Source organism: Paraburkholderia tropica (assembly GCF_914484835.1).
GTDB classification, from domain to species: domain Bacteria; phylum Pseudomonadota; class Gammaproteobacteria; order Burkholderiales; family Burkholderiaceae; genus Paraburkholderia; species Paraburkholderia tropica_A.
Window position 1 is genome coordinate 143,012 of record NZ_CAJZAR010000032.1, and the last position, 11,459, is coordinate 154,470.

General features: G+C 66.2%; 13 protein-coding genes. 7 read left to right on the plus strand and 6 right to left on the minus strand.

Annotated elements, in window-relative coordinates; genetic code table 11:
* Nucleotides 1–16: 16 nt before the first annotated feature.
* The 3 genes from LDO54_RS06135 (at nt 17) to LDO54_RS06145 (ending at nt 3,264) form a co-directional block, all read left to right on the plus strand.
* Nucleotides 17–1,117, plus strand: a complete 1,101-nt coding sequence (locus LDO54_RS06135) for an ABC transporter ATP-binding protein (RefSeq protein ID WP_224008024.1) — start codon at nt 17–19, stop codon at nt 1,115–1,117.
* A 156-nt stretch (nt 1,118–1,273) separates the two neighbouring features.
* Entirely contained in the window at nt 1,274–2,281 is a 1,008-nt protein-coding gene (locus tag LDO54_RS06140; protein ID WP_224008026.1) for a LacI family DNA-binding transcriptional regulator, read from the plus strand.
* Between the two features lie 209 nt (nt 2,282–2,490).
* Nucleotides 2,491–3,264 (plus strand): IclR family transcriptional regulator, encoded by a 774-nt coding sequence (locus LDO54_RS06145; RefSeq protein ID WP_224008029.1) that lies wholly within the window; start codon nt 2,491–2,493, stop codon nt 3,262–3,264.
* A gap of 10 nt (nt 3,265–3,274) precedes the next feature.
* Here the strand turns inward: LDO54_RS06145 and LDO54_RS06150 are convergent, their stop codons facing one another.
* The 3 genes from LDO54_RS06150 to LDO54_RS06160 are packed head-to-tail and all read right to left on the minus strand — an operon-like array spanning nt 3,275 to nt 6,792.
* Nucleotides 3,275–4,126 (minus strand): citryl-CoA lyase, encoded by an 852-nt coding sequence (locus LDO54_RS06150; protein WP_224008033.1) that lies wholly within the window; start codon nt 4,124–4,126, stop codon nt 3,275–3,277.
* Between the two features lie 2 nt (nt 4,127–4,128).
* Nucleotides 4,129–5,325: a CaiB/BaiF CoA transferase family protein gene (locus LDO54_RS06155; RefSeq protein ID WP_224008035.1), complete on the minus strand. Its 1,197-nt coding sequence runs from the start codon at nt 5,323–5,325 to the stop codon at nt 4,129–4,131.
* Between the two features lie 24 nt (nt 5,326–5,349).
* The gene (locus LDO54_RS06160; RefSeq protein ID WP_224008038.1) at nt 5,350–6,792 is read right to left on the minus strand and encodes an MFS transporter; all 1,443 of its coding nucleotides are present in this window, start codon (nt 6,790–6,792) and stop codon (nt 5,350–5,352) included.
* A 370-nt stretch (nt 6,793–7,162) separates the two neighbouring features.
* On the opposite strand from LDO54_RS06160, the gene LDO54_RS06165 reads away from it, so the two are divergent.
* From LDO54_RS06165 to LDO54_RS06175, 3 genes are all read left to right on the plus strand, one after another.
* Nucleotides 7,163–8,053, plus strand: a complete 891-nt coding sequence (locus tag LDO54_RS06165) for a DUF2092 domain-containing protein (protein ID WP_224008041.1) — start codon at nt 7,163–7,165, stop codon at nt 8,051–8,053.
* Nucleotides 8,053–8,676 carry a DUF6515 family protein gene (locus tag LDO54_RS06170; RefSeq protein WP_224008044.1) on the plus strand — a complete coding sequence of 208 codons (624 nt, stop codon included), beginning with the start codon at nt 8,053–8,055 and terminating at the stop codon, nt 8,674–8,676. Before LDO54_RS06165 ends, LDO54_RS06170 begins: the two co-directional genes overlap by 1 nt.
* 312 nt (nt 8,677–8,988) lie before the next feature.
* Nucleotides 8,989–9,426 carry a Fur family transcriptional regulator gene (locus LDO54_RS06175; protein ID WP_224008047.1) on the plus strand — a complete coding sequence of 146 codons (438 nt, stop codon included), beginning with the start codon at nt 8,989–8,991 and terminating at the stop codon, nt 9,424–9,426.
* Nucleotides 9,427–9,605: 179 nt separating this feature from the next.
* Here the strand turns inward: LDO54_RS06175 and LDO54_RS06180 are convergent, their stop codons facing one another.
* The 3 genes from LDO54_RS06180 to LDO54_RS06190 all read right to left on the minus strand — a co-directional run bounded on the left by LDO54_RS06180 (nt 9,606) and on the right by LDO54_RS06190 (nt 11,053).
* Nucleotides 9,606–10,013 (minus strand): PRC-barrel domain-containing protein, encoded by a 408-nt coding sequence (locus tag LDO54_RS06180; RefSeq protein WP_224008050.1) that lies wholly within the window; start codon nt 10,011–10,013, stop codon nt 9,606–9,608.
* Between the two features lie 108 nt (nt 10,014–10,121).
* On the minus strand, nt 10,122–10,610 hold the full coding sequence (locus LDO54_RS06185) for a cupin domain-containing protein (protein WP_224008184.1): 489 nt from the start codon (nt 10,608–10,610) through the stop codon (nt 10,122–10,124).
* Between the two features lie 104 nt (nt 10,611–10,714).
* A complete protein-coding gene (locus LDO54_RS06190; protein WP_224008055.1) occupies nt 10,715–11,053 on the minus strand; it encodes a hypothetical protein in 339 nt (112 codons plus the stop codon).
* Between the two features lie 211 nt (nt 11,054–11,264).
* Here LDO54_RS06190 and LDO54_RS06195 point away from each other — a divergent pair, with 211 nt between their 5' ends.
* The gene (locus LDO54_RS06195) at nt 11,265–11,432 is read left to right on the plus strand and encodes a hypothetical protein (protein ID WP_224008058.1); all 168 of its coding nucleotides are present in this window, start codon (nt 11,265–11,267) and stop codon (nt 11,430–11,432) included.
* Nucleotides 11,433–11,459 lie beyond the last annotated feature (27 nt).

An 11,459-nucleotide genomic window follows, 5' to 3' on the forward strand; every position in this document is an offset into this window, starting at 1 on the left:
AAAGCGGAGACACACAATGACGAATCTGGCAAACGTATCGGTGCGCAATCTGCGCATCGATCTCGGCGCGAACACGGTGATCGAGGACCTCGATCTCGACGTGCGCGCCGGCGAATTCGTGGTGCTGCTGGGGCCGTCGGGCTGCGGCAAATCCACCTTGCTGCACAGCATCGCCGGGCTGATCGACGTGAGCGACGGCAGCATCGAGATCGGCGGCGAAGACATGACCTGGGCCGACCCGAAGGATCGCGGCGTGGCGCTGGTGTTCCAGTCCTACGCGCTTTATCCGACCATGAACGTCGAGCGCAACATGTCGTTCGCACTTCGAATCAATGGCACGCCGAAGCCGGAAATCGAGCGCCGCGTGAAGCGCGCCGCCGACATGCTGCAACTCGGCCCGCTGCTCGCGCGCAAGCCCGCGCAGCTGTCGGGCGGCCAGCGTCAGCGCGTAGCGATCGGCCGTGCGCTGGTGCGCGAGGCCGACGTGTTCCTGTTCGACGAACCGCTCTCGAATCTCGACGCCAAGCTGCGCACCGAACTGCGCCGCGAGCTCAAGCAGCTGCATCAGCAACTGGGCGCGACGATGATCTACGTGACGCACGACCAGGTGGAAGCGATGACGCTCGCCACGCGCATGGCCGTGATGAAGGGCGGCGTGATCCAGCAGTTCGACACGCCCGCCGAAGTCTACGCGCGGCCCGAGAATCTGTTCGTGGCGACCTTCCTCGGCACGCCGCCGATGAACCTGCTGAAAGGCAAGCTCGAAGCCAACGAAGGCAAGCTCTGGTTCCGCGGCGCGCAGCTCGATGTCGACGTGACGAACTACGCGTTCAAGGGCGCGCCCGATCTCTCGAAACCGTGCGTGCTGGGCGTGCGGCCCGAGGACGTGCATGCCTCGCGCATCGGTGCGCCGGGCAGCGAGGACGCGCGCCAGGGCAGCGTCACACTGGTCGAGCCGATGGGCAATCATCGCGTGCTGTGGCTCGACTATCATGGCGCGCAGATCGCCTCGATCGATCAGGACAAGACGCCGCTCGCGACCGGCGCGGCGGTGCCGTTCAGCATCGACGCGGCGCATGTTTCCCTGTTCGACGAAGCGAGCGGGGCGCGGATTTGAGCGGCTGACCCTGGTCGGGTATTCCTCCGACCAATGCACCAAAAAAGCACGTTCGGAAGTCAGTAAGAACGTGGTAAAAAACTGGCCGTGCTGACACAGCGCGCGACGTCGCACCAAGCTCGCGCAACGACAATAAAACCGAGGGACGTACGAGAAGTGGCAACCCTGAAAGACGTGGCAACGCTGGCCGGCGTGGGACTCTCCACCGCCTCGCGGGCGATTTCCGGCAAGGGCCCGGTGTCGGCCGACGCGGCGGCGCGCGTGCAGGCCGCCATCGAACAACTGAACTTCCGGCCGTCGTCGATCGGCCGGGCGATGGCGACGCAGTCGCTCGGCATCATCGGCATTTTCGTGCCGACCTTCTTCGGCTCGTACTACGGCACGATCCTCAAGGAGACCGACACCGAGCTGCGCGCGGTGCGCCGTCACGTGGTGGTGGCGACGGGCTGCGGCGAGGCTTCGCCGCGCGAGCAGGCGATCGAGGCGGTGCGCTTTCTGATCGGGCGCGATTGCGATGGCGTGGTGGTCATCAGCCACGACCTGCACGACGAGGATCTGGGCATGCTGCACGCGCTGCATCCGCGCATGGCCTTCCTCAACCGCGCCTTCGAGCATTTCCCCGAAGCCTCGTTCTGCGCCGACCACTTTCACGGCGGCGAGCTGGCCGCGCGCACGCTGATCGAACACGGGCATCGAGAGATCGCGGCGATCGGCGGCACGGCCAGTTCATCGGACAATCAGGCGCGTCTGGATGGTTTCTTCGCCGAACTTGCGCGCCACGGCATCGAGCGCGAACGCGTGCCGCTCATCATGTCCGACTTCTCGCCCGAGGGCGGTTACGCGGCGGCGGGACAGTTGCTCGAATCGAAGCGCCGCTTCACGGGTCTGTTCTGCGCGAACGACACGATGGCGATGTCGGCGCTCGCGCGCCTGCAACATGCGGGTATTTCGGTGCCGCGCGACGTTTCCGTGATCGGCTACGACGATGACTATTCCGCGGCCTACATGGCGCCCGCGCTCACCTCGGTGCATATTCCGACTGCTGAACTCACGCGCAACGCCGTGCGCTGGCTGATCAACCAGTGCTATGGCACGGAGTGGGAGATCGAGCGCAGCTTCGACGTGAGCGTGACGATGCGCGCCTCGGTGACGCACGCGCGGTAAGGCGCGCGTCAGCGGTTCTTCACGGCTGCGTGGCCAGCGCGGGCGAGGGCGATCAGCGTTCGATGCTGCGGATGGACGGCGCGCGAGCCAGTGCGGACGGTCCATCCCCGCGTGATCGGCAAGCGCGCGGGCGATCGCAGGAATGCGGCCGAACCACGCACGAGTTCGCGTAAAATCCAGGCTTCCCTGCTTGCCTTTCATCGCCCCACATGTCCGCGGAACCACCGCTCAAGAAGGAAGAAGGCGTCGCCGTCATCGACCGCGCGTGCGCCATCCTGTTTGCCTTCCGTCCCGAAGACGGCCCGCAGAACGCGGCGCTCACGCTCGCCGAACTCGCCGCGCGCACGGGGCTCTACAAGAGCACGCTGCTGCGGCTTGCCGGCGCGCTGATCCAGCATCGGCTGCTGCTGCGGCTCGAAGACGGCCGCTATCAGCTCGGACCGGCCACGTTCGCGCTCGGCGCGCTCTATCAGCGCAGCCTGAATCTGGGCGACATCCTGCTGCCGCTGATGCGCGAACTCATGGAAAAAAGCGGGGAGAGCGTGTCGTTCTATGTGCGCGACAACGCGGTGCGCGTGTGTCTGCATCGCGTGGATTCGATGCACGTCGTGCGCCATCACGTGCGCGAAGGCGACGTGCTGCCGCTCGAAACCGGTTCGGGCGGCCGCGCGCTGCTCGCGTTCGGGCACGAGCCGGGCGAAGCGTTCGAGCAGATTCGCCGCGACTTCTATTGCATGTCGATCGGCGAGCGCGATCGGGAAACGTCGGGCGTATCGATGCCGGTGTTCGGCGTGCAGAACGCGCTGCGCGGTGTGATCACGCTCGCGGGCCCGAGTTCGCGTATCGACCGCGCGTTCGTCGAAGCGAATCTCGACGCGTTGTTCGATTGCGCCACGCGCGCCACCGATGCGTTAGGCGGCGATTCGCGCGCGCTGCGCGCGGCCCGTCAGGCGCACGCGCAGACCGCGAAACACAGCGGCTAAAGGTCGAGGCTCAGGCTTCGCGCGGCTGCGCACCATCAGGCAGATGGCGCTCGGGCGCGCCGGTGTACGCGTAGTCGATCTGGCGCGGCATCGGCCCTTTGTTGCGCTCCTTGCGTCCGCGCTGCTCCCACGCATGCGCCAGAATCCCCACCGCGCGAGAGAGAATGAACACGCCGCGCGCAAGCTCCGGCGCGAAGCCCAGCTCCGCGTAGATCACGGCGGTCACGCCGTCGATATTCATCGGCACCGGCTTGTTCTTGCGGCGCTTGAGCAGCGCTTCCACGCCGCGCGCGATCAGCGCGAAACGACCGTTGATCGCGCCCGATTCCACGCGCGCATCGACGAGTTCGAGCAGACGTCCGGCACGCGGATCGACCGGATGAAAACGATGCCCGAAGCCCGGCAGATATTTGCCGTGCGCGGCGACGAAGGCATCGACGCCGGCTTCAACCGCCTCGTCGAGCAGCGCGCCCGCATCGAGGCGCGCCGCGATCGACGCATACAGTTCCACCGCCTGCTGACCCGCGCCGCCATGCACGTCGTCGAGCGCGTTGATCGCGGACGCCATCGCGCCGTTGAGCGGCAGGCCGCAACTCGTCGCCATGCGCGAGATCGCGATCGACGGCGCATGCGGCCCGTGATCGACCGAGGCGACGAGCGCGGCTTCGAGCAGCGACGCTTCGTCGTCGCTGGGCAGCTCGCCGCGCAGCATCAGCCAGATCATCTGCGGAAAGCTCACGCGGCCAATCAACTCCTGGATCGGAAAGCCGCGCACGGCGATCGAGCCCGGATGGATGTCGATGATCGAGGTGCTCCAGTAGTCGGCGCAGAGGGCAGCGAGGTCGGGGTTCGTCGTGCTCATGTTCAGATGACTCCTTCGGCGCGGAGGGCGTCGATGTGCGCGGCGTCGTAGCCGAGTTGTGCGAGGGTTTCGCGCGTGTGCGCGCCGAGCGCGGGCGCGGGCGTGGCGGGCGCGGCGTCGCCGTCCGAGAGACGCAGGCCCGCGCGCGTCACGCGCTGCGCGGCCTCGCCGTTCGCAGGTTCGAATTCGCGCACGAATTGCCGCTCGGCCAGATGCGGATGCGCGAGAATCTGCGGCACCGACAACACGCGGCCGACCGGCACGCCTTGCGCGAGCAGCCGCGTTTCCCAGTTCGCGGCGCTGTCGGCGGCGAGCGCGGCTTCGATTTCGGCCTTCAATTCATTGCGATATTGCTTGCGCAGATGGCGCGCGGAAAAACGCGCATCGTGCGCGAGTTCGGGGCGGCCGATCACCGCGCACAGGCTCTCGAACTGACGCGTTTCGTTGGCCGCGATGTTGAGCAGCCCGTCGCCGGTCGCGAAGGTGCCCGAGGGCGCGGCGGTGAAGTTTTCGTTGCCCATCGGCACAGGCTCCACGCCCGCGTTCAGATAGTTCGAGACGACCCAGCCCATGCTCGCGAGCGTCGCTTCGAGCATCGACACGTCGAGCCGCCGTCCGCGTCCGTTCGCGCGTGCATCGACGAGCGCCGCGCAAATGCCGAACGCCGCCGTCAGGCCGCCGACCGTATCGGAGACCGGATAGCCCACGCGCAGCGGCGCGCTTTGCGCGTCGCCGGTCACGCTCATCACGCCGGCCATGCCCTGGATGATCTGGTCGTAGGCAGGGCGGGGCGACAGTTCGCCCGAATCGCCGAAACCCGAAATCGCGCAATAGACGAGACGCGGATTCACTTCGGATAACTGATCGAATCCGAGACCCAGCCGATCCATCACGCCGGGGCGGAAGTTCTCGACCAGCACGTCGGCATCGCGCACGAGATCGAGCAGGATCGCCTTGCCGCGCGGGTCCTTGAGATTGAGCGTGATCGAGCGCTTGCCCGCATTCACGGCGACGAACGACGCGCCCATGTTGCGCGCGGCGGCGTCCTTGTCGGCGCCGAGGCGGCGCGCGAGATCGCCGCCTTCGGGATGCTCGACCTTGGTGACGTCCGCGCCGAACAGCGCGAGTTGATACGCGCAGAACGGCCCGGCCAGCACGTTGGAAAGATCGAGAACGCGGATTCCTGCTAAAGGCAACATCGTGAGTCCAGCCTCTGGTTCAGTTCAATGGGAAATATCGTCGAGCGAGCGGTTGTTGGTGCGCGGACCGAACAGGCCGATCGCCGCCATCACCGCGACCATCGCGCCCGTGATCAGCGCGAACACGCCTGGTACACCGAAATGACGCAGCGCGAACGCGATCATGAAGCCCGAGAACATCGCGGACAGCCGCGACATCGAATAGACGAAGCCGACCGCCGTGGCGCGCATGCGGGTGGGAAACAGTTCGACCTGATAGGCGTGATAGCCGACCGAGAGCAGCGTGCCGCCGAGCGTGATGAGCACGCCGAGCACCATCAGCATGACGGGCGAGGTCTGCATGGCGAACAGCGAGCCGAATACGGCGATGGCGAGTGCGGAGAGCACGACGAGTGTCTTGCGCTCGATGCGGTCGGCGATCGCCATGCCAATCAGCGGGCCGAACGGATTCGACGCCGCGATCACGAACGCGTAGAGCAGGCTGTGCGTGATCGTCACGCCTTTGGAGACAAGCAGCGTCGGCACCCACGACGCGAAACCGTAGAAGCCGATCGCCTGGAACAGATTGAAGACGAGCAGCGTGATCGTGCGGCGGCGATACGGCGGCTGCCAGAGCTCGGCGAAACGGGCCTTGCGTTGCGGCGCGGCGCTCGCGCTTTCCGTCAACGGGGCGGGCGCGGGCAGCAGGCGGCCGGTCTGCGCCTCGATCTTCGCTTCGAGTTTCGCGAGCACGCGCGCCGCTTCCTCGTGACGTCCGCGCTGTGCGAGCCAGCGGGCGCTCTCGGGCACGCTGCGGCGGATCGCCCACGCGATCAGCGCGCCGGCCGCACCGAACATCACGACCCAACGCCAACCGTCGAAGCCGAGCGGCGCGCGCGGCACGAGCCACCACGCGAGCAGCGCGACGGCGGGCACGGCCGTGTACTGCACGAGATGCACGAAGGCGAACGCGCGCCCGCGCATGTGCTTGGGCACGAGTTCGCTCACGTAGGTGTCGATGGTGACGAGCTCGATGCCCACGCCGATCCCCGCGATCAGCCGCCACAGGTTGATCGCGGGCGCAGACGTCTGCAGCGCCATCACGCAGGTGGCCGCCGAGTACCAGAGCAGCGACGCGGTGAACATCGTGCGGCGGCCATAACGGTCGGCGAGCCCGGTGAAACAGAATGTGCCGATGAACAGCCCGGCGAACGACGCCGCCACGAATGCGCCGAGCCCCGAAAAGCCGAAGAACGACGCGGTCGTGGTCGAGTAAAGGCCGCTTTTGACGAGGCCCGGCCCGACGTAAGCCGTGAAGAACAGGTCGTAGAACTCGAACCAGCCGCCCGTTGCGATCAGCAGGACGAGTGTCCAGATCGCGCGCGCAGCGGGCAGGCGGTCGATGCGCGCGTTGATCTGCGCCGCGCTCGCGGGCGGGACGGATTCCCGGAGCGACTCGTGCGTCGCGCCGACCGGCAAACTGGACATGGCGGGCTCCTCCTGAGCTCGGGACAAGAACATGGTGCTGTCTCGTTCGTTGCGTCTTTGTCGTTCTATCTGATAGAACGTCGTTCTGAAAATGGATGCGACGGATGATAACCCGTGCCCGGAATGCGACCGACCAGGGCTTTTACTGAGCGAGCGCAAGCCGGAAATCGATGCGCAGGGCAAGGAGGCGCGTTTGAGGGACGCAGAAACGTGCCGCTGGTAAGCTGATTAATACGAGATGAGGGGCACGAATGAGCGTGCACGTTGCTTCACAGACGCCCCGCGTTTCGCCGACCCGAGACGCATAGGCTGCGCGCGCAACGACATGCGTCGACGGTCGAATCCGGCGAACTTTCAGTCAGGAGACGATGTGAACAAAAGAGTCTTCCCTGGAGTCATCCCGCGAGCGGCGCCGCTTTCGCTCGCGCTCACAATCTCGATTGCACTTGCCGGCGGCCTCTCGCTCGCCGGCTGCGCCCATCAGAGCAGCGGCGGCGAACACGTGCCGGCGCAATCGAACGTCCCATCACCGCTCAACGATCTGGGCATCGGCGAAGGCGGCGGCAGCGGCGCACCCGCCATCGACGAGCAGGCCACCGACGCGCTCGACGCCATGGGCGCGTATCTGCGCACGCTGCGCACCTTCGAGGTGGACGCCGACACGGTCACCGACGTCGTGCTCGACAACGGCCAGAACGCCGCGCTGCTGCGCCATACGGTGCTCAAGGTGAAGCGGCCCGACCGCATGCGCGCCGACATCTCCGGCAACGGCAACGTGCGCGGCATGGTCTACGACGGCCGTCGCTTCACGATCTTCAACGAGAAGAAGGGGTATTACGCGCGTCGCGACGCGCCGCCGACGCTCGACGAACTCGTGCGCGATCTGGCCGTGAACTGGCACATCGAGACGCCGCTCGCCGATCTGTTCTACTGGGGCGCCGGCAAGCCCGACGATCTCGCGATCAGCTCCGCGCAGTCGCTCGGCACTGAGAAAGTCGATACGCGCAGCTGCACGCACTACGCCTACCGGCAGCCGGGCGCGGATTGGGAACTGTGGATCGAAGCAGGGCGGCGGCCGCTGCCGTGCAAGATGATCATCACCGATACCACGCAGCCGTCGCGGCCCCGGCACGAGGTCACGTATCACTGGAAGCTGAATCCCGTTTTCGCGGCGTCGACCTTCGTGTTCCGGCCGCGTCCGGGCGCGCGGCAGATCGAGATGAAGCCCGCGGACCGCCCGCCTTATCAGGAGGCGGAATGATGAACAGGCACACTCAACGGGCCATCGCGGCGAGCCTCGCCGTGTCGATGGCGCTGGCGACTCCGGCGGCTTTTGCGTTCCGCGGCATGGCGCGCACCAGCATTCATCCGATGGGCGGCGGGAATTTCGGCGGTGGCGGGCAGTTTCATGGCCGGCCCGGTTTCAATGGCGGCGGCGTGCAGCACACCGGCGGACAGCCGGGGCCGCATCCGAATCCCAATCCGAACCCGGGACCGCATCCGAATCCGGGGCCGAACCCTGGGCCGCAGCCGCATCCTCCCGGACCCAATCCTGGACCGCAGCCGCAACCGCCGGGACCCGGCCCGGGTCCGGGGCCTCAGCCTGGTCCGGGGCCGGGACCGCATCCGCCCGGACCGCCGCCTCCACCACCTCCGCCTCCGCCGCCGTACTGGGGCGGCGGCTGGTATGTCGATCCGGTGGCCGTCGCCGTCACGGTAGGCGTTACGGCGGCCGTGGTCGGCACGATGGTCGCGACGCTGCCGCCGTCGTGCACTGCCGTCGTGATCGGCGGCGTCACCTACGAGCAATGCGGCGCGACGTGGTATCAGCCGCAATACATCGGTACGCAGGTGCAGTACGTGGTGGTGTCGCCGCCGCGCTGAGCGCGTGCATGGTGCTTTCCCGAGGTTTCCCTGTGAACAGCCGCGCCGTTATTGGCGCGGCTGTTTCTTTTTGGCTCGCCAAAGGCGCGAATTTCTTCTTTAATCGATTGATTTAACGGAGATTTTTTGGTGGACAGAAGGGTGATCGGAAAGACCCGGCGTAAAGCCCGGTAACGGCCCCCTCATCGCAAACCGCATTGCCGCGCAGGGGCTTAAGCAAGCCTTAAGCAACCGCAATCGAGACTATGGGCCACGTATGAAAAGTGTGCCGATGCGATGAGAGCGATCTATGCCGATCTGAAGCGAGCCCGTATGCGTCCGACCTCGAGTCGCGTCGCCGTGCTTCAGCTGTTCCATGAATTTCCGAACGAGCACATGACCGCCGACCAGGTTTTCCGGCGCGTGCCGCCGGAGACGGAGCAATGCAGCCTGGCGAGCGTGTATCGGGCGCTGTCGCAATTGCTCGAAGCCGGGCTGATCACGAATGCGTGGATCGGCGAGCAGCGCGTCGTCTATGAACTGAATCGCGGCACGCGGCATTCGCATCTGGTCTGCAATGACTGCGGCGAAGTCACCGACATCGACGATACGGAACTGGAGTCGCAGCACGAAACGATCGCCGGCTCGCGCGGATTTCGCTACGCGAGCGCGAGCCTCGTGATCTTCGGACGCTGCGCGCAATGCGAAGCGTCGCTGGAAACGAGCGTGCGGCGCTCGGGCACGATGCACGGGCTGAGCCGCCGTCCGTAACGGGAACTAACTGGAATCGAAGGCCGCCCGGAATGCAGGATCAACGCGAGATCGGGCGGCTGGATAAGCTGGAATCAGGCGAGGGAGACGGTTGAAACACGTTGGACCGCTGTCGATTTGTGATTTTACATAACATAAATTAGCGCACTTTTTAATCCCACCAAATCCGCCCCAAAACCTCAATCCTTCGCGTAATGAAACTCCGGCATTGCCTTCAGCCCGGCCTTGTCGGTTTGCAGCACGATCTGCTTGGCGCTGATCTGCAGATCGTTGAACGGCACGGCGATCAGATGTTCGCCCATGCCGAGAAATCCGCCGACCGACAAAATCGCGAACGCGCCTTCGTTCGGCGATTCGAGCACGATGTCGTCGATCGAGCCGATCTTGCTGCCGTTGTTGTCGTAGACATTCGAGCCGACGAGTTTCGATGCGCGAAAACCCGTGCCGGACTGAACCGTCGCCATGCGCTGCACGGCGATCGCCTGCGGTGCGCCCTGGGCATGCGCGAGCGGCGCGCCGCCCAGCGCGCCCGTGAAAATGGCCGCATTGGCGATGGCGGCGGCAAGCGAGATGGCGCGTCGGTTCATGATGTCCTCTCCTGATCGCAGTTCGTGCGGCGCTCGGGGCCGCTGAATGAGGAGCGAGGCGCAACTGGCGTGCCTGTCGGCGCGTGCCGGACTTCACGGCGGCTCACGCTACGCCGGTTTTCGCCAACGCTCGATCACCGGCCCGCGCGCGCCGTAGACCGGATCGCTGGCCGGAAACGGCAGCGCGTCCATCGCGCGCAGTTCGTCGGGCGTGAGCGCTTCGCGCCGGATATCCCATTGCTGACCGGCGGGATAACCGCCCGCGACATGAAACGCATCCGTGCGCGACACGAGGCAATGGCCGGTGCCGGCCGGCAGCAGCAGCACGTCGCCGGCCGCGAGCGGCAGCATCCGGCCGCCCGGCCCGCCGACGATCAGTTCCGCCGCGCCCGCGAAAACGCCCAGCACCTCGTGCGCCGTCGAATGGAAATGGTGAAAGTCGAACACGCCGTTACGCCATTGCACGGGCCACGCGTGGTGCGCGAAACGCGTTTCGATCTGCTCGGCGAGCTTCGGCGCATCGGCATCGAAAGCATGACGGTAGACGATCACCGGCAGGCGGCCGTTGTTCGGCACCCAGCCGTTCGGCGGCAGCATGAAGGCGTCGATTTCGTGCGCGAGCGCCCTGCCTTCGCCAGGCTGCCCGGTGTGTCGATGATGCAGCGCGCGAACGCGCGCCAATCCGCGTGGCAGTTGCATGATCAGTGTTCCTTGATGTCGCCGCGGGTGGCGGACGCGCCGTCCGCGGGGTCTTTCTGCGGGTTCTTCTGCACATGTTCTGGCGGCTTTTTCCCGTGTCCTTTCGCGGGAGCGTGCGCGCCGTGTGCGGCGTTCGTGGTGCGGGTCGCGCGCGGGCGGCTGGCCTCGACGCCCGGTTCGACGCCCTCCATCGGCGCCGGATACACGCCGTTCACGCCGCTCGCCGGCATGCCCGCGCCGTTCGTGTTGCCTTGCGCGTGCGCCTGCCCGCCGCCCAGCATGCAGGCCGCCGTGAGCACGGCGTAAGGAAGCGTGTTGCGAAGCGTATCGCGGCGGGTCATCGGCTCGGCCTCCTGGTTCGGTTCCTGGCGCTGACACGTTGCTGATGTCGATTCGCGATTCCGCAACTCGCGTTCCAGCGCACACTCCATCCGCATCCCATCATTTCGTTATACGAATTGAATCGAGCCAGGAGCGGCACGGCACGACGCTTGCGGTGATTCGTGATATTTCGCGCTGCGCCCAGCGCACGACGAACACACGGAGCTGCCTATGCCCCCGGTTTTCCCTGCTCGCACCTACCACGCGCATCTGCCGACCGAAGAACCCGAGACGCCTCAGCGCAAACCGCCGCCCGTCCCTGACAGCGAGGTGCCGCCGCCTCCGCCGCAAGGCGATCCGCCTTCCGATGCACCGCCCGAACGCGCGTTTCAGGCCTGACGCACGCAGACTTGAAACGCGTCGTCG

Excerpts from the sequence above, each read along its gene's own strand:
- LDO54_RS06135 (WP_224008024.1), top strand. The coding sequence starts at position 17 with ATGACGAATCTGGCAAACGTATCGGTGCGCAATCTGCGCATCGATCTC.
- LDO54_RS06185 (WP_224008184.1), bottom strand. The coding sequence starts at position 10,610 with ATGCTGCCGCCGAACGGCTGGGTGCCGAACAACGGCCGCCTGCCGGTG.
- LDO54_RS06145 (WP_224008029.1), top strand. The coding sequence starts at position 2,491 with ATGTCCGCGGAACCACCGCTCAAGAAGGAAGAAGGCGTCGCCGTCATC.
- LDO54_RS06160 (WP_224008038.1), bottom strand. The coding sequence starts at position 6,792 with ATGTCCAGTTTGCCGGTCGGCGCGACGCACGAGTCGCTCCGGGAATCC.
- LDO54_RS06175 (WP_224008047.1), top strand. The coding sequence starts at position 8,989 with ATGCGTCCGACCTCGAGTCGCGTCGCCGTGCTTCAGCTGTTCCATGAA.
- LDO54_RS06155 (WP_224008035.1), bottom strand. The coding sequence starts at position 5,325 with ATGTTGCCTTTAGCAGGAATCCGCGTTCTCGATCTTTCCAACGTGCTG.
- LDO54_RS06180 (WP_224008050.1), bottom strand. The coding sequence starts at position 10,013 with ATGAACCGACGCGCCATCTCGCTTGCCGCCGCCATCGCCAATGCGGCC.
- LDO54_RS06190 (WP_224008055.1), bottom strand. The coding sequence starts at position 11,053 with ATGACCCGCCGCGATACGCTTCGCAACACGCTTCCTTACGCCGTGCTC.
- LDO54_RS06150 (WP_224008033.1), bottom strand. The coding sequence starts at position 4,126 with ATGAGCACGACGAACCCCGACCTCGCTGCCCTCTGCGCCGACTACTGG.
- LDO54_RS06170 (WP_224008044.1), top strand. The coding sequence starts at position 8,053 with ATGAACAGGCACACTCAACGGGCCATCGCGGCGAGCCTCGCCGTGTCG.
- LDO54_RS06195 (WP_224008058.1), top strand. The coding sequence starts at position 11,265 with ATGCCCCCGGTTTTCCCTGCTCGCACCTACCACGCGCATCTGCCGACC.